Below are 26,173 nucleotides of genomic sequence, written 5' to 3' on the forward strand. Positions count from 1 at the left end.
TTCAAGCGTCTGAGGGCACTGCGGTTGAAGGATTCCGACGGGGTTCCCGGCTGTCCGGCGCCCGGGGTTCGAGCAGGCGCAGCATCAGGCAGGCATAGAGCGTGACGCCGATGAACAAGCCCATGCGCACCGCGAACGCGGTGTAGACGTCCTTGCCGGCGGCGCTGTCCTGCACTGACTGGCCCAGCAGGATGACGAGCGTCACCAGCGTGTTCAACCAGAAGCTGGGCGGATGGCGGGTCGGAACCAGCCGGTAGAGCTTGCGCGCGGCCATGAGGCCGAACAGCAGCATCCAGAGAAAGAACATCCACAGGTTCACGAACAGGCTCAGGGCGCACCAGAAGGCGACCGCCAGCGCGCCGCCCAGCAGGGTCGAGCCCAGCAGTTCGCGGGCCGCGCCCTGCGCGGCGGTGACGCAGCTCTGGCGCCCCAGGCTGACCGATTTCAGGATGATGGGCATGTAGCCCAGCGGGTCGGTCAGCGCCAGCAGGAACGCCGGCATCACCACGAGCGCGGCCCGCAGGGCCAGCCGGCTGGCCGCGTCCGGCGGCAGGACCGGCGCCGCGGGCGGCGCGGGCGCGGCCGCTGGCTCCGGGAACAGCAGATGGCAGCCGCCCAGCGCCAGGACCGCGACCAGCAGCCCTTTGCCCAGCGCTTCGATCACCAGGGCGGCCAGCGCGAAGTCGACGGTGCCGGCGGCGGAAATCATGGTCAACCCGATGATGAGGAAGGTCGACAGCAGGTTGTTGCCGCCGCGCAGGCCGTGACGGAAGGCGAAGTAAAGGCACAGTGCGATGAGCAGCACCCCGCTCAGAGGGTAGTAGCGCAGCAAGGGACTCAGCAGCAGGCCGATCGCGGTGGCAAGCAGCGCCATCAGCAGCAGGCCCAGCCCGCTCTTTAACGACAGGGGCCGGTTCATCGATGCCAACAGCATGACGCCCAGCACCGGCGCGACCATGGGGATGGGCAGGGCCAGGCCGTAGCTGATGGCCGTGCAGAAGGCGGTGCCCGCGCCCACGCGCAGGGCGCGTCGCCCGCGGGGATCGGGATCAGTATGCATAGGAAAGCCAGCTCATCAGCCGCATGTATGCGCGGCCCAGCAGGTTGAGCGGATTGCCGGAACTGGGAAACGCCATGACCTCGGCCTGGCCGCCCACGCGCACGCCGCTCAAGGCCGGCAAGTCGCCGGGATCGAATTCCACAATGACTGGAAAGCGCTGCGCCGGCCGCAACCAGTCGCGGCTGTTCTGCACCGTGGGCAGGCTGCCGGGCGGCGTGCCCGGCCCCACGTTGACGCCGTACCCGACGCTGCGCACGCGGCCCTTGAAGATCTGCCCGGGCAGCGCGTCCAGGATGATGGACACCGGCGTGCCGGGCTCCACGTGGCCCAGGTTGTTCTCGGTCATTTCAGCGCTGATCCAGACGTCGTGGATCGCGATCAGCGTCATGACGGGATTGCCGGCGGCTGCGAATTGCCCGGCGTCGGTGCGCAGGTCGGTGATCAAGCCTGCGGAACGCGCCCGCACCTGCGTATTGGCCAGGTCCAGCTCGGCTTTCTCCAGGGCGGCGGCGGCGCTGCGCAGCTTGGCGTTGTCTTCCTCGCTGCCGCCTTCCTGTTCGCGCGCGCGCTGCACCTCGGCGCGCGCGGCCGCGACCTGGCTGATGGCCTGCGTCAGATTCGCCCGCGCGATTTCCAGCCGCCGCAGCGATACGGTGCCCTGATCCTGGCGGTATAACCCTTCGAGCCGGGTGCTGTCCTGGCGGGCTTTCAGCTCGTTGGCCTGCGCCGCGCGCAAAGAGGCCTGCGCCGAATCGATGCCCGCGGTGCCGGCGCCGATCTGCCTGCGCGTGGACTCCAGGTCCGCGCGGGCGCGGTCGACGGCAATGCGGTAATGCTCCGGGTCGACGTCGAACAGCGCCGCGCCAGCCTCGACGTCCTGGTTGTTGCGCACATACACCCGGGTCACGCGCCCCGAGACCTCGGAGGCCACCGGCACGACAAAGGCCTGCACCCGCGCCTGCTGCGTGTACGGCGTATAGCGGTCGGCCAGCAGATACCAGGCCAGGCTCAGCACGATGAACAGGACCGTCCAAAGGACGCCCTTTTTTGCGGGATCCGGCGCGGGGGCCGCGGCGGGCGGGGACGGCGAGTCACTCATCGGATCGCACCTTTTGCGCGGACACGGCGGCGGCGGAGGCAGGCGCCGGTTCGGATAGCAGATCGCCCCAATCGGTGCGCTGCCGCATCTGTTCGCGGGTCGCCGGGTCGAGCACCGGCTCCGCGCTATACCAGCCGCCGCCCAGGGCCTTGTAGAGGGCGATGAGGTCGCTCACGGCGCCGCCCCGGTTCACGACGTACGCATCCTGCTGGACGGCCAGCGCCTGCTGCGCGTCCAGTACCCGCTGGAAATCGGTATAGCCTTCGCGGTAGAGCGCGTTGGCCAGCGTGAGCGAACGCCCCGCGGCCTGCGCCGACTGCTGCAGGATGCCGTCGCGTTCCAGCGCCTTGATCAGGCCGCTGGCCGCGTCGTCGGCTTCGCGCGCCGCCTGCCGGACGTCGTCCTGGTAGGCCACGATCAACTGCTGCAGCCGGGCGTCCTGCACCCGCACATTGTTTTGCAGGCGGCCATGGTCGAACACGTTCCAGCTGAGGACGGGGCCGGCCAGCAGCGCGGCGCCGCCCGCCGTGCCCGCCAACGAGGTGGCGGACCAGGCGATGCTGCCCAGCAGTGTCAGGGAGGGATAGAGGTCCGCCGCGGCCACGCCCACCTGCGCCGACTGCGCGGCGATGCGCAGTTCGGCTGCGCGGACGTCGGGACGGCGCAGCAGCAGATTGGCGGGCACGTCCTGCAGCACGGCGCGGTCGACCAGCGGCACCTCCGCCGTCTTGTCGTCCAGATCCGGCATGGGACCGGGCGGCCGGCCCGCCAGGACCGCCAGGGCGTTGCGGGTCCGCATGATCTGGCTTTCGAATTCGGGAATGGTGCCCTGCGTGCTCAGGTACTGCGTGCGGGCCTGCTGCAGGTCCAGTTCGTCGGTTTCGCCGCTGCGGAACAGCTTTTGCGTGATTTCGTAGCTGCGCTTCTGGATGGCGGCATTGTCGCGGGCGATCCGCAGCCGCGCCTCGGCGGTGCGCAGCGCGTAGTAGCTCTCGGCCACCTGCGCGTGCAGCAGCACCAGCACGTCGTCGCGATTGGCCTGGGCCTCGAAGTACAAGGCGTCGGCCGACTCGATGGCGCGGCTGAACCGGCCCCAGAAGTCCAGCTCCCAGCCTATGTCGAAGCCGGCGCTGTATTGCCAGAAGCTGCTGGGGCGCGGGTTGCCTTCGGCCGAACGCGAGGACCGGTGCTGGTAAAGGGCGTTGGCCCCGACCACCTGGGATTGCGGGTAGCGCCCGCTCTGGGCGATGCCCAGCTGCGCGCGCGCTTCCATGATGCGCAGGCCGGCGATGCGCAGGCCCGCGTTATTGGCGTCGGCCTGGGCGATCAGGGCTTCCAGGATGGGATCGCCGAAGATCTGCCACCACTGCCGGGCGTCCGGCTGCAATTGCTGGCGGCTGGCCTGCTGCAGCGCGGGTGTGCTCCAGTCCGCCGCCCAGCTGGTGCGCTGGGGCTCGAAGTCCGGCCCCACACGCATGCAGCCGCCCAGGCAGAGCATGCCGATCAGCAACAGCCGATTCGAACAGGTCAGCGGCGACATCGGGTATCGGGTCCGTGTAGAGCCTAACCGCCAAGGTCCACGACGCAGCTCCAGCCTTGCCGAAGCGCGGCGTGCGAATTGATTCTATTGACCTTTTCCGCTTACCGCCAGCGGATCGTTTTGACGCAGGCACTAGATAAAAAGTACTGCTGCGGCGAGCTTGTGTACAAGCGCCAACGGTCGGCGCTACAGTGAAAAATTCGAACCCTCCCACCCTTACCGCGCAGCATATTCTGGAGTCCGTCATGAACGCTCAGAAGAAAGCAGCAACAGAGGACAAACCGCTGGCGCAAGCCAAGCTCTCGGGCAAGAAATACGCCGAGGAACTGGCCCGGCTGCACGTGGAACTGGTCAGGCTCCAGGAATGGGTCAGCCAGACGGGCGCCAAGGTCTGCATCCTTTTCGAAGGACGCGACGGCGCCGGCAAGGGCGGGACGATCAAGGCAATCACCGAGCGCGTCAGCCCGCGCGTGTTCCGGGTGATCGCCCTGCCCGCCCCCTCGGACCGCGAGAAAACCCAGATGTACGTGCAGCGCTACCTGCCCCACCTGCCGGCGGCGGGCGAGATCGTGATCTTCGACCGCAGCTGGTACAACCGGGCCGGCGTCGAGCGGGTGATGGGGTTCTGCTCCAAGGACGACGTCAAGATCTTCCTGAAAGGCGTGCCGCTGGTTGAACGGGCCATCATCGGCTCGGGCATCATCCTGCTGAAGTACTGGCTGGAAGTCAGCGAGGAAGAACAGACCCGCAGGCTGCAAGCCCGCATCACGGACGAGCGCAAGGTCTGGAAGCTGACCAAGATGGACCTGGATTCCTACAGCCGCTGGTACGACTACTCGCGCGCCCGCGACGACATGTTCGCGGCCACGGACACCAGCGTATCGCCCTGGTTCGTGGCGCAGTCGGACGACAAGAAAAAGGCTCGCCTGAACATCATCAGCCACCTGCTCTCCCAGATTCCGTACAAGCGCATGCCGCGGGCCAAGGTCAAGCTGCCCAAGCGGCAGAAGGCGGGCGGCTACCGCGATCCGGGGCATCCGTTGCGCATGGTCCCCGCCAAATTCTGAGCGGCGCTCGCCTCCGACGCCCGCGGAGTCCCCAAGGAGAACGATCATGGCTGCCCTGCTGATCAACCAAGTGGAAGAAAGCACCTCGGACGAGGACATCCGGAGTTTTCTCATGAAGTACGGCTTTCCGTCCTTCGACCGCATCCAGCGCGTGCCGAGCGAGGGGGAGCGCCCAGCCGTCCTGGTGACGTTTGACGGCACGGGTCCCGAGGAGCTGCGTGCGCTCGCGCCCCGCATCCATCAGGTGTTCTGGAAAAACCACACCATCGCGGTGCTGGTGATGCGCGAGCCCATCGAATAAGGGGCCGCATTGCACCCGTCCAAATCGTGACCAGATGTGCTTTTTAAGGGTTTGTCCCAGGATTCCGGCTGTCGATTTCCGGTCAACTCGTACGTCGTGTCAGTACGCACAACTTTCCTGAAAGGCGGACTCACCATGACTACCGGAACCGTAACCCTCCACCGCGTAATGCGCGCGCCGGCCGAACGCATCTATCGGGCCTTCCTGGAGCCCGACGCGATCGCGCGCTGGCTTCCCCCTTACGGCTACACCTGCCAGGTCCATCAACTGGACGCCAAGGTCGGCGGCATGCACAAGATGTCGTTCCGCAATTTCGGCACGGGCCATAGCCACGACTTCGGCGGCGAATACCTGGAACTGGCGCCGGGCCAGAAGATCCGTTATTCAGACCAGTTCGACGATCCGAACCTGCCCGGCCGCATGCAGACCACCGTTACGCTGCGGCAGGTCGCCTGCGGCACGGAGGTGAGCATCGTGCAGGAAGGCATACCGGCGGCGATACCGCCGGAGATGTGCTATCTGGGCTGGCAGGAGTCGCTGGCGCAACTGATGCGGCTGGTGGAACCGGAGATTCCCGAGTGAGGGGCGGGCCTGCCGCCCGCCTTCACTTCTTTCTGGCGATGAACTGCACCACGCATGCCGGTCCCGTGTGGAATATGCCCTCGATGACGTCGCGTTCGATTTCCCGCGCAAGCAGCACCTGGCAATCCGGAAACTCCTGCTCCAGGTCCGCGCGCGCCATCAGCATGTCCGCATCCGGGGGGCCGCCAGTGCCACGGCCGAACTGCGCCTTCCGGTATGCCTCCAGCAAGATGATGCCGCCTGGCCGCAAGGACCGTTCTGCCAGGCGGTGCAGTCTCTTGCGCACATGGCTGGGCGTGTGGGCGAAGATCGACACGACGGCGCCAAAGGAGTCCAGCGGCGGCTCGTACTCGGCCAAGTCTGCCTTTTCGGTGCGGATCGATACACCCTGCGCCCCCGCCAGCCTGCGCGCCTTGGCCAGTCCGACCGCGGAGCCGTCCACGCCAAGCACGTCCAGACCCAACGAGGCCAAGAAGACGGCATTGCGTCCCTCTCCTTCGGCCAGGCTTAGCACCGGCCCGCAAAGCAGGCCGGCGTTTTCCGCCAGGAAGGCGTTCGGCTCGGTTCCATACACGTATTCTTCAACGGCGTAGCGTTCATCCCACATCTGCTTGAACTCCCAGGTTGCTGGTCAGTGGCCGCGGCAAGAAAACACTTCCAGTCCGCCGCGTGCCGGAATGCAGATAGTCTTTCACTTCAAGTCGACTTGAGGTCAAGCAAAAGGAGCCCGTGCATGGCAGAAAAGTCCCCCGCAAAATCGGTGAAAACCAGCAGGCAGGCAGATTCAGATTCGCAACCCGTCCTGCTGTCCGGCGGCAATCCCCAGATCGCCAAAGGCGCGGGCGACGCGCCGGTGCAGGCCTACATCGCGGCCATGCCGGGCTGGAAAAGCGATCTCGGACGCCGCCTGGACGCGTTGATCGAGCGCGCCGCGCCCGGCGTGCAGAAGGCGGTCAAGTGGAACTCGCCGCTGTATGGCCTGGACGGCCAGGCCTGGTTCCTGAGCATCCATTGCTTTACCAAGTACGTGAAGGTAGCGTTCTTTCGCGGCGCGCAGCTGCGGCCCGTGCCGCCGGGGCCATCCAAGAGCCAGGACACGCGTTATCTCGACATCCGCGAGGACGACGAGCTGGACGAAGCGCAGTTCATGGACTGGGTGCAGCAGGCCAGCGCGCTGCCCGGCGAACGGATGTAGGCATTCAGCCGCCCTCGGGCCGGGATGCTAGCGCCGTGCCCGGCGCTTCTTCCCGGCGGCGGCCTGCGGCCCGGCAGCGCCGGACAGCAGGTCCTGCACCAGCTCGATGACCCGCTCGGCGGTCGGGGACAGCGTGCGGCGCGCGCGGTGGATGACGCTGTAGGTCAGCGGGCCGGCGGCGGGATAGGAAAGCGGCAAGGGCTCCAGCACGCCCTGCGCCAGCTCGGCCGCGATGGCCTCGCGCGTGCAGAACAGCACCACGTCGCTACCCAGCGCCACCTCGCGCAGCGTAGCGACGCTGTCGCATTCGAAGGCGATGGGCAGGTCTTCCGGGCGCGCCACCTGGTACAGCCGGGCCAGGTACTCGCGCGCCCGCAGCGGCAGGTCGGTGGCGGCCAGCCGGTACTGCGCCAGCGCGGCGCGCAGTCGCGGCTTGCCCAGGCCCTGCAGCGGATGGCCGGCGCGCGTGAACAGGCCGCCATGCTGCGGCGGCAAGGGCCGCACCGAAAAGTCATCGGGCGGCGGCAGGCTGTGCGTCACGGCCACCGCGAAATCCAGCTTGTCCTGCTGCAGCTTGTCCAGCAGGCGCTGCCAGCTTTCGATCTCGACGTGCACGCTCAAGCCCGGATGTTCGCGCGCGATGCGCACCAGCAGCGGCGACAGGAAGCCGGCCGCCGGAAACGCCCCCACGCCCAGATTCACGCGGCCCGTGTCGTGGCCGCGGATCAATTCGGCTTCGCGCCGCAGGTCGCGGGTTTCTGCCAGGATGCGCTGCGCGCGCTCCAGCACCATGCGCCCGGCCTGCGTGGGCGTGACGCCCGTGGACGCCCGGTCCACCAGCACCAGGCCCAGCGAGTCCTCCAGCGACTGGATGCTGCGGGTCAACGCGGACTGCGTCAGATGCAGCCGCTGCGCCGCGCGGGAGTAGTGCTTTTCCTCGACGAGCACGGCGTAGTGCTGGAGCGACCGTATTGTGAGGCTCATGTATTTTTCTCATCAATATTGCGCCAAATATGCATTTGATTGAGCGCAAAGGCAAGACTACAAAAGACTTGCCGCGACGGAAAATTGCAGCGCCGGCGCCCTGTGGTGAACCTCATTCCAGAGCAATGCCAGACATTGCCTACCCCCAGGAGGAGACAATATGAACCGCAAGTCGTTCTTGAAGCTGTTGGGTAGCGGCGGGGCTGCCATGCTGGGCGCCCTGGCCTGTCTTTCGGCGACGGCCGCGCCGGTGACGCAGGCCCCGCCCTGGCCGGGCGGCGGCAAGCCCATCCGCCTGGTGGTGCCGTTTCCGGCCGGGTCCGGGTCGGACGCGCTGGCGCGCATGCTGGCGATGAAGGTCACGCAACGCACCGGGGCGCCAGTCATCGTCGACAACAAGCCCGGCGCCGGCACCATGATAGGCGCGCAGGAAGTGGCCCGCGCCAGCCCTGATGGCTACACCCTGCTCTACACCATCGTCGTCACGCACACGCAGAATCCGCATCTGTACAAGAAGCTGCCCTACGACCCGGTGAAGGATTTCACCCCGGTCATCCAGGTGGTGCGCTCGGCCACCGTGCTGGTCGCCAACAAGGACGCGCCCTTTTCGACCACGGCGCAGATGATCGACTACGCCCGGGCCAATCCTGGCAAGCTGAACTTCGCTTCCTACAGCCCCGGGTCCACCTCGCATCTGAACGGCGAGATACTCAAGCAGCAGACCGGCATCGACATCGTGCACGTGCCCTACAAGGGCACCGCCGACGCCAGCCGCGCGCTGTTGGCGGGCGACGTCCAGGTCTATTTCGACGGCACGGCCACCGCCGTGGAGAACGCGCGCGCCGGCAAGGTCAAGCTGCTGGGCCCGGCCACCGACCGCCGCCTGAGCGTGCTGCCGGACCTGCCCACCCTGAAGGAGCAAGGCATACCCGGGCTGGACATCGTCGGCTGGCAGGGCATTTTCGGCCCCGGCGACATGCCGCCGGCGCTGGCGGAGCGCGTGGCCCAGGTGTTCCGCGAGGCGCTGGAAACACCCGAAGTGACGCAGAGCATCGTGTCGCAGGGCAATGAGGTCAGCGGCGCGGGACCGAAGGAATTCTCGCAGATCGTCCAGCGGGACAGCGAACGCTGGGGCGCGGTGATCAAGCGCATCGGCCTGGTCCTCCAATAAACCCGGCGCGTATCGAAAGGAGAGCGCAATGCATGATCTGGTCATCCGCGGCGGCACGATCGTCGATGGGTCGGGCCGGCCCCGCTACCAGGCGGACCTGGCGATCGAAGATGGACGCGTGGTCCAGGCCGAAGGCCGGGCCGGCGCCGCCCGCCGCGAGATCCGCGCAGACGGCTGCCTGGTCGCCCCGGGCTGGGTGGACATCCACACCCACTACGACGGCCAGGCCACCTGGGACCCGTACCTCAGCCCTTCCACCTGGCACGGCGTCACCACGGCCATCATGGGCAACTGCGGCGTGGGCTTCGCTCCCGTCAAGCCCGAGCGGCGCGAATGGCTGATCAAGGTCATGGAGGGCGTCGAGGACATCCCCGGCTCGGTGCTTTCCGAAGGCATCCAGTGGGACTGGGAGACCTTTCCCGAATACCTGGATGCGCTGGACCGCCGCCCCAAGGCCCTGGACGTGGGCGCGCAGATCCCGCACAGCGCGGTGCGCGCCTATGTGATGGGCGAACGCGCCATCCACCACGACGAGGCCTCGCCCGCCGACCTGATCGCCATGCGCGAAGTGGTGCGCGCAGCGCTGGAGGCCGGCGCGGTGGGCTTCTCCACCTCGCGCACCTTCCTGCACAAGTACGACGAGCGCAAGTATCCGCCCGGCACCTTCGCCACCGGCGAGGAGATCACCGCCCTGGGCTCGGTCATGGGCGAAGTCGGACATGGCGTGTTCCAGATGACCGCCAACCATCCCGCCATGGAAGGCGAAATGCCCTGGCTGGAGCAGCTGGCGCGCCACAACCGCCTGCCCGTGCTGTTCAACCTGCAGCAGACCGACGCTGCGCCCGATGTGTGGAAGCAGATCGCCAGCAGCCTGGACCGGGCGCACCGCGAAGGCGTGCCGCTGCTGGCAGGCATCAGCGGACGTCCGCTGGGCATCCTGTTTTCGTGGCAGAGCACACTGCATCCGTTCATCGCGCATCCCAGCTACCAGGCGCTGCATGCCCTGCCGCTGGCGGAAAAGCTGGCCCGCCTGCGCGACCCCGCCACGCGCAGCCGCATCATGAATGAACAGCGCGGCCTGCTGGACCGCCGCGCCGAAACGCTGTTCAGCAGCTTCCACAAGATCTACCGGCTGGGCAGCGATCCCGACTACGAGCCGCTACCCGAGGAAAGCGTGGCCGCCATGGCGCAGCGCAGCGGCCGCGCGCCGTTGGAGATCGTCTACGACCTGATGCTGGAGAACGAAGGCCAGGCCATCCTGTACTACCCGTCGTTCAACTATTCGTACGAGAACCTGGACCATCTGCACCAGCTGATGCAGCAGCCCTACACGGTCAACAGCCTGTCCGACGGCGGCGCGCATTGCGGCTACATCTGCGACGTGAGCATGCCCACCTTCATGCTCAGCCACTGGGCCCGCGACCGCCGCCGCGGTCCGCTGCTGGACCTGGAGCACGTGGTCAAGCGCCAGACGCGCGACACCGCCAGCGTGTACGGGCTGCTGGACCGGGGCCTGCTGCAGCCTGGCTACAAGGCCGACGTCAACATCATCGATCCCGATGCGGTACGCGTGCATTGCCCGGAGATGGTGTTCGACCTGCCCGGCGGGGGCCGCCGCCTGATCCAGCGCGCCGACGGCTACGTGGCCACGCTGGTCAACGGCCTGCCGATCTTCGAAGGCGGGGCGGCCACCGGCGAACTGCCGGGCAAGCTGCTGCGCGGCGCACGCAGCCAGCAGGTTTGAACAAGGCAAGGCCGGTCCGGGTCGCGCGCGAGGCTCAGGCGCGCGGCGGCTCGGGCGTGTACTGCCCCAACAGCCCGGCGACCCAATCGATGAACACGCGCAGCTTGGCGCTCACGTGCCGGTTAGGCGGAAACGCCACGTACATCGGCATGGAATCCAGGCGCCAGTCCTGGAACAGCGGCACCAGCTCGCCGCTGTCGACGTGGGCGCGGGACATGTAGTCGGGCAGCCAGAGCACGCCCAGCCCGGCCAGACCGGCCGCCAGATAGGCGTTGCCGTCGTCGACCGCCAGCACATGGCGGCCATGCACCTTGATGCTCTCGCCGTCGCGGCGCATGGCGTAGGGCAGCGCCTTGCCGTTGCGCGCCCATAGAAAGCCCACGATGCGGTGGTGCGTGTCCTCCAGCTCGCGCGGATGCGCGGGCGTGCCGGCGCGCTCCAGGTACTCCGGCGCCGCGTACACGCCCAGCCGCAGATCGCCCACGCGGCGCGCCATCAGCGACTGGTCGGCGAGTTCGCCGCCGCGCACCACGCAGTCGACGTTCTCGCCGATCAGATCGACGATCCGGTCGCTCACGCCCATGTCCAGCTGGATGTCCGGGTACTGCGCGTGGAACGCCGGCAATGCCGGCACCAGCACCAGGCGCGCCAGCGGGCTGGGCACGTCCACGCGCAAACGCCCCCGCGGCGCCGCCGAGGCCCCGGACAGGCTGGTCTCGGCATCGTCCATATCGGCCAGCAGCCGCAGCACGCGTTCATAGTAGGCCGCGCCGTCGGCCGTCACGTTGACCTTGCGGGTGGTGCGGTTCAGCAGCTTGACGCGCAAGCGCGCCTCCAATTGCTGCACCAGTTGCGTCACGCTGGTCTTGCTCATGTGCAGGGTCTCGGCCGCCTTGGTGAAGCTGCCGGTTTCCACCACGCGGGCAAAGGCCTGCATCGCGTCGAAACGGTCCATCTCTGCTCCCGCTCTTCCAGATTATTTGGATTCTACAAACAGTGATGGCTGGACTTGCCCGTTTATCGCGGCGACGCGGCCGCCTACAGTCCCTGCATCGTTAACGCCGGGCCGCAAGCGGCCCACAGATGGAGATAAGCATGACCCAACGCGACGTCGTTTTTCCGCCCGGCCGCCAGGCCCTGTATGAACGCAACCGCTATTCCCCCGCGATCCGCTCCAACGGCTTTCTGTTCGTTTCGGGACAGGTCGGCAGCCGCGACGACGGCACGCCGGAGCCGGACCTGCAGGCGCAAGTCCGGCTTGCGTTCCGCAACTTGCAGGCCGTGCTGGCGGCGGCCGGCTGCAGCTTCGACGACGTGGTCGACGTGACGGTATTCATGGTCGATCCGGCGGCCAAGTTCGAGAAAATCTGGCAGGTGGTGCCGGAGTACTGGGGCGAGGCGCCGCATCCGACGCTGACCGCGGTGGGCGTGACCTGGCTATACGGCTTCGACTTCGAGATCAAGGTGATCGCGAAACTGCCGCAGGCTGCCGAAAACTGAACCCCCGCCCCGCCACGCTCACACCACGCCGACCCGGATCACGCCGGCGATGGTCTGCGCCGCCTGCTGCAAGGCGGGCACCATATCGGCTTCCAACCGGTTCCCTTCCACTTCCGGGGCGGCCACCGAAATCCCCACCGACAACAGGCGCGAGCCGGCCTGCGGCACGGGCACGGCCACCGACACCTGGTTGCTGTCCGGATAGTCGAACCGGGTCCACTCCCCCGGCGTCAGGCGCAAGCCGCCGGCCAGCGCGCTGGCCGGCGGCAGCACGCTGCCCACGCGCAGGTTCATCACCACCAGGCGGCGGCGTTCGGCCGGCGCCATGGCGCGGCCGATGATGATCACGCCTTCGGGGTTGGCCTCGCCCAGGTTGGACGTGCCGGAATAGGCGTCGGCCAGGTTCTGCAGGATCTCCTGCACGGCGTCCGTCACGCCCAGGCTTTCCATGGCGGCAAAACCCAGTTCGAACACCAGCGGCGTAAGGCGCCAGCGGCTGTCTTCGCGCGCCGCGTAGCCCTCTTCTTCCAGCGTCTGCAGAAACCGCAGCACGGTCGCGTGCGGCAGGTCCACGGCGCGCGCCAGTTCGGCCAGCGTGGGCCGGCCGTTGCCGCGGAAGGCCCGCATGATGGATAGACACCGTTGAATCGATCTATTATTCTTCAATCGTTCACCTACTAAACGTATTGATCACTAGGTGAACAATACACATAAACGACGCTCCCGGCAAGACCGGCGAGCCCGGGAAGGAGACATAGCTATGAAACGCATCGCACTCGCCTTGGCGGCGGGTCTCGTGTTCTGTACGGGATCCGCCGCGGCGCAAGCAACCTGGCCGGCGCAGCCAGTCAAATGGATCGTGCCCTACCCGCCGGGCGGATCGACCGACATGCTGGCCCGCTTGGTCAGCCACAAGCTCGGCGAACGGTTGGGCCAGCCCGTCATCGTCGAGAACAAGGCCGGGGCCGGCGGCAACATCGGCACCGATTTCGCGGTCAAGCAGCCGGCCGACGGCTACACCATCGTGATGGGCAATATCGGCCCCATCTCCATCAACCCCGCCCTCTATCCGGACCTGCCCTACAAGCCGCAGCGCGACCTGGCGCCCGTCACGATGCTGATGAGCGTGCCCAACCTGCTGGTGGTCAATCCCGCGCTGCCGGTGCGCTCGGTGCAGGAACTGATCGCCTACGCGAAGAAGTCGAAAGCGCCGCTGGACTACGCCACCCCCGGCGCCGGCACCTCGCTGCACCTGGCGGGCGAACTGTTCGCCTCGTCCGCAGGCGTGCGCCTGACCCACGTGCCTTACCGCGGCAGCGCGCCGGGCTTGAACGACACCGTGGCGGGCCACGTGCCGATGATGTTCGACAACATGCCGTCGGCGCTGCAACTGGTGAAGGCCGGCAAGCTGCGCGCGCTGGCGATCACCAGCACGGCGCGCTCGCCGCAGCTGCCCGACGTGCCGACGATGGCGGAGGCCGGCCTGCCGGGCTACGAGATCGCCGGATGGTTCGGCGTGCTGGCGCCGGCGGCCACGCCCAAGCCCATCATCGAGCGCCTGAACAAGGAACTGCTGGCCGTGCTGGCCATGCCCGACGTGCGCGAACAGATCGGCGCCATGGGCGGCATCATTTCGGCCGAAGGGCCAGCGGACTTCAGTCGCTACATCGCGGCGGAAACCGACAAGTGGGGCGCGCTGGTGAGCAAGGCGCAGATCAAGCTTCAATAGGCAAGGAGACAAGCATGACCACGTATCGCCATCTGGAAACCAAACCGATAGCCGGCGCGCTGGGCGCCGAAATCCGCGGCATCGACCTGTCACGGCCGCTGTCGGACGACCAGTTCGACGAGGTGCGCAACGCGCTGCACGAGCACCTGGTGGTGTTCTTCCGCGACCAGCAGCTGACGCCGCAGCAGCATATCGATTTCAGCTCGCGCTTCGGCGAGCTGCTGGAAGTGCCCTTCGTGCGGGCGCTGGAAGGACACCCCACCATTCTGCCCGTCATGAAGGGCCGCGCCGAAACCACCCGGCGCCTGTTCGGCGGACTGTGGCACACGGACATGAGCTACGCCGAAGAACCGCCGCTGGGCTCGGCGCTGTACGGCCGCGTCATTCCGCCCTACGGCGGCGACACCATGTGGGCGAACATGTACCGCGCCTACGACGCGCTGTCGGACCGGCTGAAGCAGATCCTGGACGGGCTGGGCGCGGTGCACAGCGCGGTGCGCTCCTATGGCGCGGGCGGCGCGGTGGTGAACAATGGCGACCCCGCCCACAAGATGGACGTGCGCACCGACGACCGCGCCACGAGCGAGGTGATCCACCCCGTGGTGCGCGTACACCCGGCCACGGGCAGGAAGGCGCTGTACGTGAACAGCACCTACACCTTGCGCTTTGACGGCATGACCCAGGAAGAAAGCGAACCCCTGCTGCAATTCCTGTACCGCCACGCGGCGCGGCCGGAGTTCACCTGCCGCTTCCGCTGGGCGCCGGGCTCGCTGGCGCTGTGGGACAACCGCTGCACCCAGCACCTGGCCATGAACGACTACGACGGCTTCGACCGCGAGATGCACCGCACCACGATCTCGGGCGACCGGCCGATAGCGGTCGCGCGCTGAGCGGTCGGGCCGGTCAGGCGCGATGACTCAACGCGGCGGCTTCAGCGGCAAGAGCCGCCGGTAGCCGGCCGGCAGCGGCTGGGCGGCGTGCGCCGCGACCGTGCGCGCCAGCCGCTGCGCCAGCTCCGGCGGAAACGGCTTGGCGCGCCGCGTTTCCAGGTCCACGTGCAGTGACAGCTGCTCCATCGTGGCCGCGACGTAGCCGTCGCGGGTCTGCATCAACTCCATCAGGCACAGCAGGCGCTTGTCGTCCGCTTCCAGCAGGCGGATGCGCAGCGCCAGCGGATCGCCCGCCAGCACTTCACGCAAATAGGCCACGTGCACGTTCATCGTGTAGATGCCGCAGCGCGTGGCCTCGGTGTAATCCAGCCCCACCCCCACCTCGCGCAACAACTGGAAGCCGACGCGGTCGAAGATGCCCACGTAATGGGCGGCGTTCATGTGGCCGTACTCGTCGATCCAGGCTGGATCCACGCTCAGGGTCGTGGACGGAAGGACTGATGTCATGGTTTCCTCGGGGGCAGGGTTGGGCGAAGCCCTTGACCATAGCCGACGCCCGCTGATGGAGCAACGCCTGCGACTACGCGGCGGGAAGTCCGCCAAAGGCGGTACGCCCTGCGGACCGCAAGCCGTGCCGGCCATCGCCCATCGAACTCATCCTTTGCGCCAGCCGGCGCCGGCCAGACGGCCGATGCGTCGCCGCGCCGCCGGAACAATCGTCCATATGCGCACGGCCACCTTGCCGATGGTCGAACTGCGCCATATCCCGCACCCTGGCGGACAGGCGTAAATGGACAAGTTCGCGTCTTGATTCTCAAGGCGACGCTGACAACGCGCAGGGGCGCGCGCTCGAGGTCGGGGAACCAAGATGAATATCCTGCTGGCGTTCGCGCCGTTCATCGTGTTTGTCATCATTGAAAGAACCGTCGGCGTGCTGGAAGGGCTTGCCGCCGGCACTTTCGTATCCGCCGGGCTGGTGCTGCGCGACTGGCTCAGCCCCGAGCGGCGCATCAAGATCCTGGAAACCGGCACGCTGCTGCTGTTCTTGGGGATGACCCTGTATGCCCCGATGGCGGACGGGGATTCCTGGACCATCGCCCAGGCGCGCCTGCGGGTCGATGCCGGCATGCTGCTTCTGGTGTTGCTGACCCTGGCGCTGCGCCGGCCGTTCGCGCTGGAATACGCACGCGAAAAGGAACCGGAATACGTCTGGAAGAACCGCCGCTACGCGCGCATGAACTATGCCGTGACCACAGCCTGGGCGCTGGCGTTTGCGAGCATGGTGGCGGCCGACGCGTTGCTGCTGTACAAGCCGCAGTTGCCGCAGGCGGTCGCCATCGCAGTGACGGTGGCGGCGCTGGCCGGCGCGATGAAATTCACCGCTTGGTATCCGGACAGAGTGTCGGCTACAACACTCAGGTAGCCCACCCGGGAGAGCATGATGCCCCCTCCAGGAAATGAAGTCGAAGTCGTGCTCGCCACCCAGGCCAGCGCTGCGCTGGTCGCGGCATTCGCCCGTCTCTTGCCGCAACTGTCCAGAACCGCGGCGCCGCTGACGCGCGAGGCGCTGGACGAGATCATCCGATGCCCGTGCACCCACCTGTTCATCGCCACCATGGGCAGCGACAAGCGCATCGTCGGCACGCTGACGCTGGTGCACTTCCGCATTCCCACCGGCGTGCGGGCGTGGATCGAAGACGTGGTGGTGGACGAACAGGCCCGCGGCCTGAAGGTCGGCATGGCGCTGACGCATGCCGCCATCGTTAAAAGCCGCGAACTCGGGGCCAAGACGCTGGACCTGACCTCCAACCCGAGCCGGCTGTCCGCGCACCACCTGTACGAGTCCGCGGGCTTTGTGATGCGCGATACGCGGGTGTACCGGCACCAGGGCTGAAGCCGCTACTGAAAGTGGTAGCGCTCGCGGTAGCCCACCGGCGACATGCCGCAATACTTGCTGAAGATGTCGCGGAAGGCCTTGGTGTCGTTGTAGCCGACTTCGTACATGACTTCGGCCACGCTCTTGCGCGAGGTCTCCAGGCGCTTCTTGGCGGCTTCCACCCGCACCCGCTGCACGTATTCGACGATGCTGTTGCCGGTGGCCTGGCGAAAGCGGCGCTCCAGCGTGCGGCGTCCCATGGCATGACGGTCCGCCAGTTCCTCGACGGTGATCTTTTCCGTGTAGCGGCCTTCGATGTAATCCTGTACCGCGCGCACGACCTCGTCGGCGTGCGACTTCTGGCCCACGAACACCGAGAACGGCAACTGGCTCTGGCGGCTCCAGTCCAGCTGGAAGTACTTGGCGCACCAGATGGCGGTGTCGCGGTCGGTGTACTTTTCGATCAGGTGCAGCACCAGGTGCGCCGCGGAGAACGCGCCGCCGCTGGTGTAGATGCCGTTGTCCGCCATGACGACGCGGTCGCTGACCCATTGCACGCTGGGAAACAGGCTGGCGTAGAGGTTCTGGGCCACCCAGTGGACCACCGCCTGCTGGCCGTCCAGGACGCCGCCCGCCGCCAGCAGCGCGGCGCCCATGCACAGGCTGGCGACTTCGCCGCCCTCGCGGTGATGGCGCGACAGCCATTCGATCAGTTCGCGGTTGGACAGCACCGCGTCGGACACCGAACCCAGCAGCGGCGGCGCGATGCAGATGTCGATGTCGTGGGCATCGGCCAGGACCATGTCGGCCTGCACCGTGATGCGGCCCTGGTCCAGCCGGACTTCGCGGGTCAGGGCCAGCGTGCGCACCGTGAACCTGGGTTCGCGCCCGTGCGCGGCCAGGTATTCATTGGCGACCAGGAAGCCATGCCGGGCGGTTTCCAGCGAGGCGATGTTCGCCCCCAGGGGCAGTAGGAAGGCGACGTTTTTCATCCTGCAAAGCATACGCCTGCCAACTGTCGCAATCCACCCTCAAGATTGTCGCAATCGCCTATCTGAAATCGCCGGCGATCCCGATACAGTGACACTTACCGGAATGAGATCCGGGGTAGCGCCAAGGGCGGCTTGCGGGGCGTCCTGGCGCGGAACAGAACAACGTGGATCAAGGAGTTACTGATGGAAAAGTATGTAGACGGCTTCCTGCTGCCCGTACCCAAGGCCAACCTCGAAGCCTACCGGAAGATGGCGCAGCAAGCGCAGACGGTCTGGCTGGAACACGGCGCGCTGGATTACCGCGAATGCGTGGCGGAAGAAATCGACAAGGAAGGCGCCGGCTCGTTCAGCGCCGCCGCGGGCGCGCGCGAGGGGGAAACGGTGGTGTTCGCCTGGATCACCTACCCCAGCAAGGCGGATCGCGACCGGATCAACGCCAAGGTCATGGCGGACCCGCGCCTGGCGGAACACTGCTGCGACGACGTGTTCGATATCAAGCGCATGTGCTGGGGCGGCTTCACCACTCTGGTAGGCGACTGAGGCGGCGGGATCCGTTCCCGCCCGTTCAAACGGAACAATCTGGAGATACCTCATGGCAAACCCTGCAAGCAAACCCATCCCCGACGGCATGCACACGCTCACCCCGCACATTGTGTGCGAAGGCGCGGCGCAGGCCATCGACTTCTACAAGAAAGCCTTCAACGCCGAGGAGCTGGCCCGGATGCCCGGCCCCAACGGCAAGATCATGCATGCCGCCATACGCATCGGCGATTCCGTGATGATGCTGATGGACGACTTCCCCGAATGGGGCAGCCTGGGCCCGAAGGCGCTCAAAGGCACGCCCGTGACCCTGCATCTCTACGTGAACGACGTGGACGCCGCCATGAAGCAGGCGGTGGCGGCCGGCGCCCAGGTGACCATGCCCGTGGCGGACATGTTCTGGGGCGACCGCTACGGCCAGGTGGTGGACCCTTGCGGGCACCGCTGGTCCATCGCCACGCACAAGTTCGACCTGACGCCGCAGGAAGTGCAGGAGAACATGGCGAAGATGGGTCCGATGGAAGGCTGCGGCGACGCGTCAAAGAAGCAAGGCTAGGCAGCCGGCTGCGGATACGGCCCCAGGAAATCGAGCTTGCCGATCTTCACGCCCGCGTGGCGCAGGATGGCGTAGGCCGTCGTGACGTGGAAGTAGAAGTTCGGCAGCGCGAACGTCAGCAGGTAGTCGTCGCCGCGGAACTCCTGCTTGAAGTCGCCGAACGCCAGCGAAACCTTGCGGCCTTCGGCGCCATCCAGCCGGTCCGCCGGCACGTCCCGCAGATACGCGACGGTGGCGGCGATGCGCTGCTGCAACTGTTCGAACGTGGTTTCCTCATCCGGAAACTTGGGCGCTTCCACCCGCGACAGGCGCTGCACCGCGAACTTGGACGCGTCGCTGGCGCGCTGGATCTGGCCGCTCAACGGGTACATGTCCGGCGCCAGCCGGGCATTGATCAGTTCGGCCGGGTCCATGCCGGCTGCCGCCGCGTGGTCGGCAGCCTTTTGCAGCAGCGCGGCCAGCACGTTCAGGCCGCGGACGAAGGCAGGCACGCTGGCCTGATACATGGAAAGTGACATGGCTGGACTCCGGACAGGGACGAGGCGGCTGGCGCGGAACGCGCCGGGAATACGCTGATCTTACTGCCGTGGCCGGGACGGGACTGCCGCCCGCTGCGCGGACCGACCCCGGCTTATTCCTCCTGCCCGCGCGCCGCGCGGCGGTGCGTCTGGAAGAAGCGCCAGATCAGCGCCGAGGCATCCGGTCCGTTGCGCGCGTGATAGCGCACCGAGGCGTCGCCGCCGCTCCAGGCGTGCTCCACCAGCGTGATTTCGCATAGCCGCAGCAGCGTGCGGCTGCCGCGCAGCATATCGACGCGACGGTAGGATTTCTCCGTGCCCAGTCCCAGCACGCGCTCGACCGGCACGCTTTCGGGCGGCAGATCGTTGACGGCGCGGAACTGTTCGAACAATTGCCTGGCGTTTCGCGGCGCCACCGTCGGATCCAGCTGCCCCTGCAGAATCATGGCGGGCATGCCCAGGCGGAACACCGCCGGGTCCGCGACTTTTTCCAGCAAGGGCAGCAGCGGCTTGAGCGCGCCGCGCCGCATGGTGCCGATGCCGCCCGCAGCGCTGTGGGCATCGCCCGCAACCGGCCCGGAATGCATCGCCAGGGCGGCAATCAGGCGCGGATGCCGCAAGGCCACCAGCGCGGCCATGCCGGCCCCGGCTGACAATCCCGCGATGTAGACGCGTTCGGGGTCCAGCGCATGCCGGGCGCACTCCGCGCGGATCAGGGCGGCGATCAGGTCGGCTTCCGCCCCGCCGTGCGCGTCGTCGGGCTGGAACCAGCGCCAGCAGCGCTGCACCTGACGGGTCATCGATTGCTGCGGATACAGCACCATGAAGCCGCCCGCGTCGGCCCATTGATTCATGCGCGAACCGCGGGCGAACGACAGCGCCGTCTGCCTGCAGCCGTGCAGCATCACCACCAGCGGCATGCCGGCGCGCGGCGCCGCGGCGGGCGTGTAGCGCGCGAAAGTGAGACGGCGGCCCTGGGCATCGGAAAATTGCCGGGAGGCTTCCCAGCGGCCGGTCCCCAACGACGGCGCGGCAGCGCTGCGGGAAGCGGAGGCCGCAGCGGGCTTGGCGGCCCGGCGCTTGGGCGCGCTGCGCTTCTTGGCAGCCTTGGGCGTGGCCATGCGCAAGGCCGCGCGCTGCAGCTTGCCGATCTTCTTCGCGGCCTTGAAAAACAAGTTGGTGAAACTGCGCGCCATTGCTGGGCCTCGGCCAGTAAACCTGCGTTTGCTTGCGCGCTGAATGTATCACAGAGTAACTTCCAGGCAGCGCTTTCGGGACGCCGACACGCAGGTCGATTTGCAGTAGATCAAACGGAGACCGCCTCGGCCGCGACTGGCTGGCTCGCCGCCTTGAGCCGCCGCCCCAAAGCGCCTAAGGTGTAGGCCTGAACCAACCTAGACGCATTCATGTTTCCCAACGACAGACCCCAGACCCTGGGCGAGGAAATCGCCAATGCCATCAGCCACGGCGTCGGCGCCGCAGGCGCCGTGGCCTCCGCTCCCATCCTGATCCTGGCCGCCGTGCGCCAGGGCGATGCCGCCTTCATCGCGGGCGCCGCGGTCTTCGCCGCGACGATGTGCCTGCTGTACCTGGCGTCCACCATCTATCACGCGCTGCCCAAGAGCCGCGCCAAGCAGCTCTTCAACGTGCTGGACCATTCCGCCATCTATCTGCTGATCGCGGGCACCTACACGCCTTTCGCCCTGGGCGCCCTGCGCGGCCCCTGGGGCTGGACCCTGTTCGGCCTGGTCTGGGGCATGGCCCTGCTGGGCGTCGGGCTGAAAGCCAGCAAGCGGCTCAACCGCCCGGCCATCTCCACGGGCCTGTATCTGGCGATGGGCTGGCTGGTGATCATCGCGGTCAATCCCCTGATCGAGCGCGTGCCCACGGGCGGCCTGTGGTGGCTGGTGGCGGGCGGGCTGGCCTATACCGGCGGCGTGGTGTTCTTCGTGCTCGACAACCGCTGGCGCTACAGCCATTTCATCTGGCATCTGTTCGTGCTCGCCGGCACTGCGTGCCACTTCTTCGCCGTGCTCTGGTACGCGGCCTGAGGGCCGCCGCGCGGCGGATCAGCCGCGGCCCGGCTCCCCCGGCTGCGGCATGGCGAGCAGGCCGCGCTTCATCAGCGACTTCATCCCGGGTACGAGCAGCCCGCCACCGAACAGCAGGTCGCGCCACAACCCCGGCCCCGAAGCCTGGAAACATGGCGTCAGCGCCCGGCTGAGGCTCTGGTACAGGCGCGAAGGCAATAACCGGCTGCGGGCGTAGCGCGCCGGTCCCGCTGCGGCGCCATGCTGCCCCAGGGCCCGCGCCAGCGCCATCGCATCCAGCACCGCCAGCGTCGTTCCCAATCCCAGCTGAGGACTCATCGCGTGGCCCGCGTCGCCCACCGCGCAATACGGGCCGGCAGCCAAGCCGCGCGGCCAGGTATGCCGGTATGTGGCCACCGCCAGGTCCTCGTGCCGCGAAATCTGATCCACCACGGGCGCGGCCTCGGGCCACAGGGACAGCATGCGGTCCTTCCAGGCGCCGATGGGCGCGGCGCGCCAGGCCGGCAAGGCGTCGTGCCGGATGCTCCAGAACAGCGACAGCCGCACGCCCTGGGGGCCGATCTCGGTGGGCAGCAGGCCCATCATTTCGCGGGTGCCGCGAAAGCGCTGCAACAGCTGCGTCGCCCCGCTCCAGCCGGGCGTCCAGAACTGGCCCCACAACGCGCCCCAGGCGTAGGCGCGCGAACTCGCCGCCAGGCCGATCTGCTCGCGCAGCGCGGACGCGGCGCCATCGGCCACCACGAACACATCGAAACTGGACTCGGCGCGGGCTTCCCCCGCGCCGTGCGTCACGTGGGCCCTGCCCTCGCGGGTCGCCAGCGTCTCGACCGGACAGCCGAACGAGAACTCGGCGCCCGCGCGCCGCGCGGCCTCGAACAGCACTCCGCCCAAGGCTACCCGCGTCACGGCCCGCGCGCCGTCACCCACGTAATCGATGTCCACGACTCGCCAGCCGCGATGCGACAGGCCCAGCAGGCGGTCGATCGGCGCGCCTACGTTCAGCGCCGCGACGTCGACGCCCAGGGATTTGAGCGCGCGCACCCCGGGCGGCTGCAGCAGCAGCCCGGCACCCAGCGTGGTGAACCCCTGGTGTTTTTCAAAGACGCGCACCTGATGGCCGGCTTGCGCCAGCGCCAGCGCGGCGGCCAGTCCGGCGCTGCCCGCGCCGGCGATGCCGATGGATAACGGCGTATGCGTAGTGGTCATGGAATGGCGTGGCCCGGCGGCCCGAAGGGGCCGCCACGGGAGCCGGCATAGTACCAACTGCCTTCAGCTCTCGCGCAGATACTCGGTGGGCGGGCGGCCCAGCACCCGCCGGAACATCGTGGAGAAGGCCGCCGGGCTCTGATAGCCGAAATCCAGCGCAATGGCGGTCACCGACTCGCCCGAGGCCAACCGGGCCAAGGCCAGCACCACGCAGGCGCGCTGCCGCCATTCCGAAAACGCCATGCCCGTCTGCTGTCGGAAATGGCGGCTGAAGGTGCGCGGGCTCATGTGCAGGCGTTCGGCCCAGGCCTGCGGCGCGGCGCGCGCGTCAGGCGCCGCGATGAAGGCCTTGCACAAGGGCGCCAGGCGCCTGTCGCGTGGCAGCGGGATATGCAGCGGCAGCACCGGCGCGCGCTCGACCTCATGCAGCAGCAGGGCCGCCAGCGCGCCGTCACGCCCCGCCAGATCGTAGGCCGGAGGCATGTCGACCGCGTCCAGCAATAGCTGCCTCAGCAGCGGCGACACCTCGATCACTTCACAGGCCTCGCGGTCCGCGCGCGCCGCTCCCGGCTCGATGTAGGCGCTGCGCGTGCTGACGTCCAGCATTCGGACCTGATGCGTCACGCCGGCCGGGATCCATACCGCGCGCTGCGGCGGCACCACCCAGTTGCCATCGCGCGTGACCACGTGCATGACGCCGGTTGCGCCATACAACAGTTGCGCGCGGCGATGCGCGTGGGCCGGCAGCAGCCGGCCAGGCGGATAGTCGTTGCCGATGGCGACGACGGCGCGGTCCAGATGATCGTAGCGGTCGATGTGGGTATTGCGCATAGTCTGGGACGCGTAGCCTGTCTGGGGCGCATGGCCTGGGACTCATGGCCTGTTGATGCCGCCTGCCCGGCGGCAAGTCGATTGGCCGAAACTCGAACATTATTGTCTCATCCTCGAAAGCGGGCCACCTTCGGCCGCCGTATCGTGGCGTTTTCCCCCTGGAAGGACGCAGCAATGCTTTATCTGGTTCTGGCCCTATTCGGCTGCTTGAGCGGCGTGACGACCGTGCTGTTCGGCTTTGGCGGAGGCTTTGTGGTGGTGCCCGTGCTGTATGCGGTGTTGACGGCGGCGCACGGCGCGCACGACGCCATCGGCCTGGCGGCCATGCACATCGCGGTGGCCACGTCCACCTGCGTCATGATCGTGAATTCGGTGGCGGCCACGCGCAAGCACCAGCGCGCCGGCAACATCCTGCGGGCCTATGTCTGGCCGCTGGCCGGCTTCATCGCCGCAGGCGCGGCGCTGGGCGCGCTCGCCGCCACGCGCGCCAGCGGCGACTTCGTGCGCTACGCCTTCATCGCCTATCTGGGCGTGACCATCCTGGATTGCCTGCTGCGCCAGGGTTTCATGGCCCAGGAGGACGCGCATCCCCGGCCTCTGGACCGCGGCGTCCTGGTCGGCGGCGGCGTGATCATCGGCGCGGTGGCGGCCTTCCTGGGCGTGGGCGGCAGCGTCATGACGGTGCCGCTGCTGCGCCGCCGCGGCCTGCCCATGGCCAAGGCGGCGGCCATGGCCAATCCGCTGACGCTGCCGGTGGCGGTGGTGGGAACGCTGGCCTACATGGCTGCGGCCGGCGGCCTGGCCGACCCGCTGGCGCCCTGGATCGTGGGCTATGTGGACCTGCTGGCCTTCGCCGCGCTGGCGCTGGGGTCGCTGGCCGGCATCCGGCTGGCCGCGCCGCTGATCCCGCGCATCCCGGACCGCCTGCACGCCCGCGTCTACGTGCTGCTGCTGGCGCTGGTGCTGCTGAGCATGCTGATCGTATAGACCCGTCCCGCATAAATTTAAGGAAACATCGCGGCCAGCAGCGACTACGAAACCGCGCAAAACGTTTCGGCCGCGCCCCGGGGGGCTCCCTCCCGGCGCGCGCGCGCATCCCGTGGCCTGCCGAAACAGGAAAACACATCGCGAAACTTGCCCCCGCACCGTCCGGGTCGTCATCATGGCCCGACATTCAACCGGAACAAGGAGGTTTCATGCAGCGTTCCACTTATGCATTCCTGTCCGCCGCCCTGCTGGCGACGGCGCTGTCCGGTGCTCCCGCCCTTGCGCAGCAAGCCAGCCAGGCGCAAGGCCAGGCCCAGGCTCAACCGCGCATGGCGCCCCCGCCCGCGATCCAGCCGACCGACCAGCAATTGCAGCGTTTCGCTTCGGCATCGCAGAAGATTTCCGGCGTCGTCGACGAGTACCGCCCCAAGGTCGACGCCGCCAAGACGGATGCCGCCAAGCAGAAGGTCGTCGAGGAAGCCGACGCCAAGATGGTGAAACTGGTGCAGGCCGACGGTCTGAGCGTCGACGAATTCAACGGCATAGGCCAGGCCATACAGCAGGACCCCCAGCTCAAGCAACGCCTGATGAGCATGAGCAAGGGCGCCCCCGCCGCGAAGTAAGGCTCTCCGAGAGCCAGCCCTGGCGCCATCCGCCCATTACGGGTGGATGGCGTTTTTTTGCTTGCCGGCCGCCGCCCTGTTCTGCTTCACCCGTCCCGCGGCGGCCTTCAACAGCCGCTGGAAAGTCGGGCATTGCGCATGGTTGGCGGCGGGACATACCGCGGCATGGCGCAGGCCCTGGCTCATCGCCCGCAGGCGCTTGATGGTCGCATCGATGCTGTCGGCCTTGTCCAGCAACAACTGCCTGTCCACCCGCAACGCGCCCTCGGGCGAGAGCATGGCCTGGATCTCGTCCAGCGACAGGCCACCGGCCTGCCCCAGCGCGATCAGCGCCAATTGATCCAGCACGCCAGGCGCGAAACGCCGGCGTTCGCCGGCGGCGCTGACCGCCTTGATCAAGCCCTTGTTTTCATAGAAGCGCAGCGTGGAGGCCGGCAGGCCCGTGCGCCGGGCGACTTCCGAAATATCCATGGCGCCCTCCTTGACTTGAAGTTGACTTCAACTTCTATCATGCCTGCAAACAATGCGGTCAGCAATGCAAGGAACAAGACATGGAATCGATGGAAGTGGCGGCAAAAGTGGTTTTGATCGGTATCGGCGCGACGATCGTGATGGACGTGTGGGGCATGCTCCAGAAGGCCTTGGGCATGCCCACACTGGGCTATGCGCTGGTCGGCCGGTGGGCCGGCCACCTGTGCCGGGGCACGCTTGCCCACGCCAATATCGGCCGGGCCGAGCCCGTCGCGGGCGAATCGGCGCTGGGATGGACGATCCACTACGCCGTGGGTCTCGTCTTCGCCGCGCTGCTGGTCGGCATCCAGGGCGCGGCATGGCTGCGCGATCCCACATGGCTGCCCGCCCTGGCCGTGGGCGTCGCGACCGTCGTGATGCCGTTTTTCGTCATGCAGCCCGCCATGGGCGCGGGGATCGCCGCGTCCCGCACGCCCACGCCCTGGAAGAACCGCCTGCGCAGCCTGGCGACTCATGCGGTGTTCGGCTGCGGCCTGTATCTGTCGGCGGCAATGCTCAGGCAGGTGTGGAACTGACCGCGGCGCAAGGCGCCCGCCCGCCGTCTGTCCTGCGCAACCGGTTATCCTGTTCCGGTTTCCCTCACCGACACGTAGAAGGAGC

At 67.6% G+C, this 26,173-nt stretch carries 31 protein-coding genes; 17 read left to right on the forward strand and 14 right to left on the reverse strand.

The features are described 5' to 3' along the window. Position 1 precedes the first annotated feature (1 nt). The 3 genes from ACM1PE_RS17375 to ACM1PE_RS17385 are packed head-to-tail and all read right to left on the reverse strand — an operon-like array spanning position 2 to position 3,699. Positions 2-1,060, reverse strand: a complete 1,059-nt coding sequence (locus tag ACM1PE_RS17375; RefSeq protein WP_419340591.1) for a DUF2955 domain-containing protein — start codon at positions 1,058-1,060, stop codon at positions 2-4. After that, positions 1,050-2,159, reverse strand: coding sequence for an HlyD family secretion protein (locus tag ACM1PE_RS17380; protein ID WP_419340592.1), 1,110 nt, complete (start codon positions 2,157-2,159; stop codon positions 1,050-1,052). The genes ACM1PE_RS17375 and ACM1PE_RS17380 overlap by 11 nt, the downstream gene beginning before the upstream one ends. After that, complete coding sequence (locus ACM1PE_RS17385; protein ID WP_419340593.1) at positions 2,152-3,699, reverse strand: efflux transporter outer membrane subunit; 1,548 nt, start codon at positions 3,697-3,699, stop codon at positions 2,152-2,154. Before ACM1PE_RS17385 ends, ACM1PE_RS17380 begins: the two co-directional genes overlap by 8 nt. 245 nt (positions 3,700-3,944) lie before the next feature. Here ACM1PE_RS17385 and ppk2 point away from each other — a divergent pair, with 245 nt between their 5' ends. The 3 genes from ppk2 to ACM1PE_RS17400 all read left to right on the forward strand — a co-directional run bounded on the left by ppk2 (position 3,945) and on the right by ACM1PE_RS17400 (position 5,649). Then, entirely contained in the window at positions 3,945-4,766 is an 822-nt protein-coding gene (ppk2, locus tag ACM1PE_RS17390; RefSeq protein WP_059372564.1) for a polyphosphate kinase 2, read from the forward strand. A gap of 46 nt (positions 4,767-4,812) precedes the next feature. Beyond that, entirely contained in the window at positions 4,813-5,067 is a 255-nt protein-coding gene (locus ACM1PE_RS17395; protein WP_059372561.1) for a hypothetical protein, read from the forward strand. A gap of 135 nt (positions 5,068-5,202) precedes the next feature. Beyond that, positions 5,203-5,649, forward strand: coding sequence for an SRPBCC family protein (locus ACM1PE_RS17400; RefSeq protein ID WP_419340594.1), 447 nt, complete (start codon positions 5,203-5,205; stop codon positions 5,647-5,649). Positions 5,650-5,671: 22 nt separating this feature from the next. Here the strand turns inward: ACM1PE_RS17400 and ACM1PE_RS17405 are convergent, their stop codons facing one another. Beyond that, a complete protein-coding gene (locus ACM1PE_RS17405) occupies positions 5,672-6,256 on the reverse strand; it encodes a class I SAM-dependent methyltransferase (protein WP_059372555.1) in 585 nt (194 codons plus the stop codon). Between the two features lie 126 nt (positions 6,257-6,382). Here ACM1PE_RS17405 and ACM1PE_RS17410 point away from each other — a divergent pair, with 126 nt between their 5' ends. After that, on the forward strand, positions 6,383-6,844 hold the full coding sequence (locus ACM1PE_RS17410) for a DUF1801 domain-containing protein (protein WP_059372553.1): 462 nt from the start codon (positions 6,383-6,385) through the stop codon (positions 6,842-6,844). Positions 6,845-6,871: 27 nt separating this feature from the next. Here the strand turns inward: ACM1PE_RS17410 and ACM1PE_RS17415 are convergent, their stop codons facing one another. Then, positions 6,872-7,828: a LysR family transcriptional regulator gene (locus ACM1PE_RS17415; RefSeq protein WP_118932489.1), complete on the reverse strand. Its 957-nt coding sequence runs from the start codon at positions 7,826-7,828 to the stop codon at positions 6,872-6,874. Positions 7,829-7,988: 160 nt separating this feature from the next. On the opposite strand from ACM1PE_RS17415, the gene ACM1PE_RS17420 reads away from it, so the two are divergent. Both ACM1PE_RS17420 and ACM1PE_RS17425 read left to right on the forward strand, forming a co-directional pair. Then, complete coding sequence (locus tag ACM1PE_RS17420) at positions 7,989-8,999, forward strand: Bug family tripartite tricarboxylate transporter substrate binding protein (RefSeq protein ID WP_059372549.1); 1,011 nt, start codon at positions 7,989-7,991, stop codon at positions 8,997-8,999. Between the two features lie 28 nt (positions 9,000-9,027). Beyond that, positions 9,028-10,743 (forward strand): N-acyl-D-amino-acid deacylase family protein, encoded by a 1,716-nt coding sequence (locus ACM1PE_RS17425; protein ID WP_059372546.1) that lies wholly within the window; start codon positions 9,028-9,030, stop codon positions 10,741-10,743. A 34-nt stretch (positions 10,744-10,777) separates the two neighbouring features. Here ACM1PE_RS17425 and ACM1PE_RS17430 read toward each other — a convergent pair whose 3' ends face one another. Next, entirely contained in the window at positions 10,778-11,698 is a 921-nt protein-coding gene (locus tag ACM1PE_RS17430; RefSeq protein ID WP_306636665.1) for a LysR family transcriptional regulator, read from the reverse strand. A 140-nt stretch (positions 11,699-11,838) separates the two neighbouring features. On the opposite strand from ACM1PE_RS17430, the gene ACM1PE_RS17435 reads away from it, so the two are divergent. Next, positions 11,839-12,243 carry a RidA family protein gene (locus ACM1PE_RS17435; RefSeq protein ID WP_059372543.1) on the forward strand — a complete coding sequence of 135 codons (405 nt, stop codon included), beginning with the start codon at positions 11,839-11,841 and terminating at the stop codon, positions 12,241-12,243. 18 nt (positions 12,244-12,261) lie between these two features. Here ACM1PE_RS17435 and ACM1PE_RS17440 read toward each other — a convergent pair whose 3' ends face one another. After that, on the reverse strand, positions 12,262-12,909 hold the full coding sequence (locus tag ACM1PE_RS17440; RefSeq protein WP_419340595.1) for an IclR family transcriptional regulator: 648 nt from the start codon (positions 12,907-12,909) through the stop codon (positions 12,262-12,264). A gap of 94 nt (positions 12,910-13,003) precedes the next feature. Here ACM1PE_RS17440 and ACM1PE_RS17445 point away from each other — a divergent pair, with 94 nt between their 5' ends. After that, positions 13,004-13,972 (forward strand): Bug family tripartite tricarboxylate transporter substrate binding protein, encoded by a 969-nt coding sequence (locus tag ACM1PE_RS17445; protein ID WP_118932492.1) that lies wholly within the window; start codon positions 13,004-13,006, stop codon positions 13,970-13,972. A gap of 14 nt (positions 13,973-13,986) precedes the next feature. Continuing rightward, positions 13,987-14,862 (forward strand): TauD/TfdA dioxygenase family protein, encoded by an 876-nt coding sequence (locus ACM1PE_RS17450; protein WP_419340596.1) that lies wholly within the window; start codon positions 13,987-13,989, stop codon positions 14,860-14,862. A gap of 27 nt (positions 14,863-14,889) precedes the next feature. On the opposite strand, the gene ACM1PE_RS17455 is transcribed toward ACM1PE_RS17450, so the two are convergent. After that, positions 14,890-15,369 (reverse strand): thioesterase family protein, encoded by a 480-nt coding sequence (locus ACM1PE_RS17455; protein ID WP_251881867.1) that lies wholly within the window; start codon positions 15,367-15,369, stop codon positions 14,890-14,892. Between the two features lie 361 nt (positions 15,370-15,730). Between ACM1PE_RS17455 and ACM1PE_RS17460 the strand changes: the two genes are divergently transcribed. Next, positions 15,731-16,285 (forward strand): hypothetical protein, encoded by a 555-nt coding sequence (locus tag ACM1PE_RS17460; RefSeq protein WP_059372532.1) that lies wholly within the window; start codon positions 15,731-15,733, stop codon positions 16,283-16,285. A 15-nt stretch (positions 16,286-16,300) separates the two neighbouring features. Then, on the forward strand, positions 16,301-16,756 hold the full coding sequence (locus ACM1PE_RS17465) for a GNAT family N-acetyltransferase (RefSeq protein WP_419340597.1): 456 nt from the start codon (positions 16,301-16,303) through the stop codon (positions 16,754-16,756). A 5-nt stretch (positions 16,757-16,761) separates the two neighbouring features. On the opposite strand, the gene ACM1PE_RS17470 is transcribed toward ACM1PE_RS17465, so the two are convergent. Next, positions 16,762-17,742, reverse strand: a complete 981-nt coding sequence (locus tag ACM1PE_RS17470) for a GlxA family transcriptional regulator (RefSeq protein WP_118932495.1) — start codon at positions 17,740-17,742, stop codon at positions 16,762-16,764. Between the two features lie 171 nt (positions 17,743-17,913). Between ACM1PE_RS17470 and ACM1PE_RS17475 the strand changes: the two genes are divergently transcribed. After that, positions 17,914-18,270, forward strand: coding sequence for a DUF1428 domain-containing protein (locus ACM1PE_RS17475; protein WP_059372524.1), 357 nt, complete (start codon positions 17,914-17,916; stop codon positions 18,268-18,270). A 52-nt stretch (positions 18,271-18,322) separates the two neighbouring features. Further along, positions 18,323-18,826, forward strand: coding sequence for a VOC family protein (locus ACM1PE_RS17480; RefSeq protein ID WP_059372521.1), 504 nt, complete (start codon positions 18,323-18,325; stop codon positions 18,824-18,826). Here the strand turns inward: ACM1PE_RS17480 and ACM1PE_RS17485 are convergent. Continuing rightward, positions 18,823-19,344, reverse strand: a complete 522-nt coding sequence (locus tag ACM1PE_RS17485; RefSeq protein ID WP_419340598.1) for a DUF1993 domain-containing protein — start codon at positions 19,342-19,344, stop codon at positions 18,823-18,825. The two genes, ACM1PE_RS17480 and ACM1PE_RS17485, sit on opposite strands and share 4 nt — an antisense overlap. A 113-nt stretch (positions 19,345-19,457) precedes the next feature. Further along, the gene (locus ACM1PE_RS17490; RefSeq protein ID WP_419340599.1) at positions 19,458-20,540 is read right to left on the reverse strand and encodes an alpha/beta hydrolase family esterase; all 1,083 of its coding nucleotides are present in this window, start codon (positions 20,538-20,540) and stop codon (positions 19,458-19,460) included. 210 nt (positions 20,541-20,750) lie between these two features. Between ACM1PE_RS17490 and trhA the strand changes: the two genes are divergently transcribed. After that, complete coding sequence (gene trhA, locus ACM1PE_RS17495; RefSeq protein ID WP_059372515.1) at positions 20,751-21,395, forward strand: PAQR family membrane homeostasis protein TrhA; 645 nt, start codon at positions 20,751-20,753, stop codon at positions 21,393-21,395. 18 nt (positions 21,396-21,413) lie between these two features. On the opposite strand, the gene ACM1PE_RS17500 is transcribed toward trhA, so the two are convergent. Next, entirely contained in the window at positions 21,414-22,601 is a 1,188-nt protein-coding gene (locus tag ACM1PE_RS17500) for an FAD-dependent oxidoreductase (protein WP_419340600.1), read from the reverse strand. 63 nt (positions 22,602-22,664) lie between these two features. After that, positions 22,665-23,432 carry an AraC family transcriptional regulator gene (locus ACM1PE_RS17505; RefSeq protein ID WP_059372510.1) on the reverse strand — a complete coding sequence of 256 codons (768 nt, stop codon included), beginning with the start codon at positions 23,430-23,432 and terminating at the stop codon, positions 22,665-22,667. A gap of 174 nt (positions 23,433-23,606) precedes the next feature. Between ACM1PE_RS17505 and ACM1PE_RS17510 the strand changes: the two genes are divergently transcribed. Together ACM1PE_RS17510 and ACM1PE_RS17515 are read left to right on the forward strand one after the other, a co-directional pair. Continuing rightward, entirely contained in the window at positions 23,607-24,419 is an 813-nt protein-coding gene (locus ACM1PE_RS17510) for a sulfite exporter TauE/SafE family protein (protein WP_059372508.1), read from the forward strand. Between the two features lie 209 nt (positions 24,420-24,628). Beyond that, positions 24,629-25,042: a DUF4168 domain-containing protein gene (locus tag ACM1PE_RS17515; RefSeq protein ID WP_059372506.1), complete on the forward strand. Its 414-nt coding sequence runs from the start codon at positions 24,629-24,631 to the stop codon at positions 25,040-25,042. A 36-nt stretch (positions 25,043-25,078) separates the two neighbouring features. Here the strand turns inward: ACM1PE_RS17515 and ACM1PE_RS17520 are convergent, their stop codons facing one another. Beyond that, entirely contained in the window at positions 25,079-25,513 is a 435-nt protein-coding gene (locus tag ACM1PE_RS17520; protein ID WP_419340601.1) for a helix-turn-helix domain-containing protein, read from the reverse strand. Between the two features lie 80 nt (positions 25,514-25,593). On the opposite strand from ACM1PE_RS17520, the gene ACM1PE_RS17525 reads away from it, so the two are divergent. Continuing rightward, positions 25,594-26,088, forward strand: coding sequence for a DUF2938 domain-containing protein (locus tag ACM1PE_RS17525; protein WP_419340602.1), 495 nt, complete (start codon positions 25,594-25,596; stop codon positions 26,086-26,088). The last annotated feature ends 85 nt before the right edge of the window (positions 26,089-26,173 follow it).

Origin of the sequence: Achromobacter sp. PD1, assembly GCF_048541815.1 — a bacterium.
In the GTDB taxonomy this organism is placed as follows: domain Bacteria; phylum Pseudomonadota; class Gammaproteobacteria; order Burkholderiales; family Burkholderiaceae_B; genus Achromobacter; species Achromobacter bronchisepticus_A.

Bases quoted from the DNA above. Each gene is read 5' to 3' on its own strand.
- ACM1PE_RS17375 (WP_419340591.1), bottom strand. From the start codon at position 1,060: ATGCATACTGATCCCGATCCCCGCGGGCGACGCGCCCTGCGCGTGGGC.
- ACM1PE_RS17380 (WP_419340592.1), bottom strand. From the start codon at position 2,159: ATGAGTGACTCGCCGTCCCCGCCCGCCGCGGCCCCCGCGCCGGATCCC.
- ACM1PE_RS17385 (WP_419340593.1), bottom strand. From the start codon at position 3,699: ATGTCGCCGCTGACCTGTTCGAATCGGCTGTTGCTGATCGGCATGCTC.
- ppk2 (WP_059372564.1), top strand. From the start codon at position 3,945: ATGAACGCTCAGAAGAAAGCAGCAACAGAGGACAAACCGCTGGCGCAA.
- ACM1PE_RS17395 (WP_059372561.1), top strand. From the start codon at position 4,813: ATGGCTGCCCTGCTGATCAACCAAGTGGAAGAAAGCACCTCGGACGAG.
- ACM1PE_RS17400 (WP_419340594.1), top strand. From the start codon at position 5,203: ATGACTACCGGAACCGTAACCCTCCACCGCGTAATGCGCGCGCCGGCC.
- ACM1PE_RS17405 (WP_059372555.1), bottom strand. From the start codon at position 6,256: ATGTGGGATGAACGCTACGCCGTTGAAGAATACGTGTATGGAACCGAG.
- ACM1PE_RS17410 (WP_059372553.1), top strand. From the start codon at position 6,383: ATGGCAGAAAAGTCCCCCGCAAAATCGGTGAAAACCAGCAGGCAGGCA.
- ACM1PE_RS17415 (WP_118932489.1), bottom strand. From the start codon at position 7,828: ATGAGCCTCACAATACGGTCGCTCCAGCACTACGCCGTGCTCGTCGAG.
- ACM1PE_RS17420 (WP_059372549.1), top strand. From the start codon at position 7,989: ATGAACCGCAAGTCGTTCTTGAAGCTGTTGGGTAGCGGCGGGGCTGCC.
- ACM1PE_RS17425 (WP_059372546.1), top strand. From the start codon at position 9,028: ATGCATGATCTGGTCATCCGCGGCGGCACGATCGTCGATGGGTCGGGC.
- ACM1PE_RS17430 (WP_306636665.1), bottom strand. From the start codon at position 11,698: ATGGACCGTTTCGACGCGATGCAGGCCTTTGCCCGCGTGGTGGAAACC.
- ACM1PE_RS17435 (WP_059372543.1), top strand. From the start codon at position 11,839: ATGACCCAACGCGACGTCGTTTTTCCGCCCGGCCGCCAGGCCCTGTAT.
- ACM1PE_RS17445 (WP_118932492.1), top strand. From the start codon at position 13,004: ATGAAACGCATCGCACTCGCCTTGGCGGCGGGTCTCGTGTTCTGTACG.
- ACM1PE_RS17450 (WP_419340596.1), top strand. From the start codon at position 13,987: ATGACCACGTATCGCCATCTGGAAACCAAACCGATAGCCGGCGCGCTG.
- ACM1PE_RS17455 (WP_251881867.1), bottom strand. From the start codon at position 15,369: ATGACATCAGTCCTTCCGTCCACGACCCTGAGCGTGGATCCAGCCTGG.
- ACM1PE_RS17460 (WP_059372532.1), top strand. From the start codon at position 15,731: ATGAATATCCTGCTGGCGTTCGCGCCGTTCATCGTGTTTGTCATCATT.
- ACM1PE_RS17465 (WP_419340597.1), top strand. From the start codon at position 16,301: ATGATGCCCCCTCCAGGAAATGAAGTCGAAGTCGTGCTCGCCACCCAG.
- ACM1PE_RS17470 (WP_118932495.1), bottom strand. From the start codon at position 17,742: ATGCTTTGCAGGATGAAAAACGTCGCCTTCCTACTGCCCCTGGGGGCG.
- ACM1PE_RS17475 (WP_059372524.1), top strand. From the start codon at position 17,914: ATGGAAAAGTATGTAGACGGCTTCCTGCTGCCCGTACCCAAGGCCAAC.
- ACM1PE_RS17480 (WP_059372521.1), top strand. From the start codon at position 18,323: ATGGCAAACCCTGCAAGCAAACCCATCCCCGACGGCATGCACACGCTC.
- ACM1PE_RS17485 (WP_419340598.1), bottom strand. From the start codon at position 19,344: ATGTCACTTTCCATGTATCAGGCCAGCGTGCCTGCCTTCGTCCGCGGC.
- ACM1PE_RS17490 (WP_419340599.1), bottom strand. From the start codon at position 20,540: ATGGCGCGCAGTTTCACCAACTTGTTTTTCAAGGCCGCGAAGAAGATC.
- trhA (WP_059372515.1), top strand. From the start codon at position 20,751: ATGTTTCCCAACGACAGACCCCAGACCCTGGGCGAGGAAATCGCCAAT.
- ACM1PE_RS17500 (WP_419340600.1), bottom strand. From the start codon at position 22,601: ATGACCACTACGCATACGCCGTTATCCATCGGCATCGCCGGCGCGGGC.
- ACM1PE_RS17505 (WP_059372510.1), bottom strand. From the start codon at position 23,432: ATGCGCAATACCCACATCGACCGCTACGATCATCTGGACCGCGCCGTC.
- ACM1PE_RS17510 (WP_059372508.1), top strand. From the start codon at position 23,607: ATGCTTTATCTGGTTCTGGCCCTATTCGGCTGCTTGAGCGGCGTGACG.
- ACM1PE_RS17515 (WP_059372506.1), top strand. From the start codon at position 24,629: ATGCAGCGTTCCACTTATGCATTCCTGTCCGCCGCCCTGCTGGCGACG.
- ACM1PE_RS17520 (WP_419340601.1), bottom strand. From the start codon at position 25,513: ATGGATATTTCGGAAGTCGCCCGGCGCACGGGCCTGCCGGCCTCCACG.
- ACM1PE_RS17525 (WP_419340602.1), top strand. From the start codon at position 25,594: ATGGAATCGATGGAAGTGGCGGCAAAAGTGGTTTTGATCGGTATCGGC.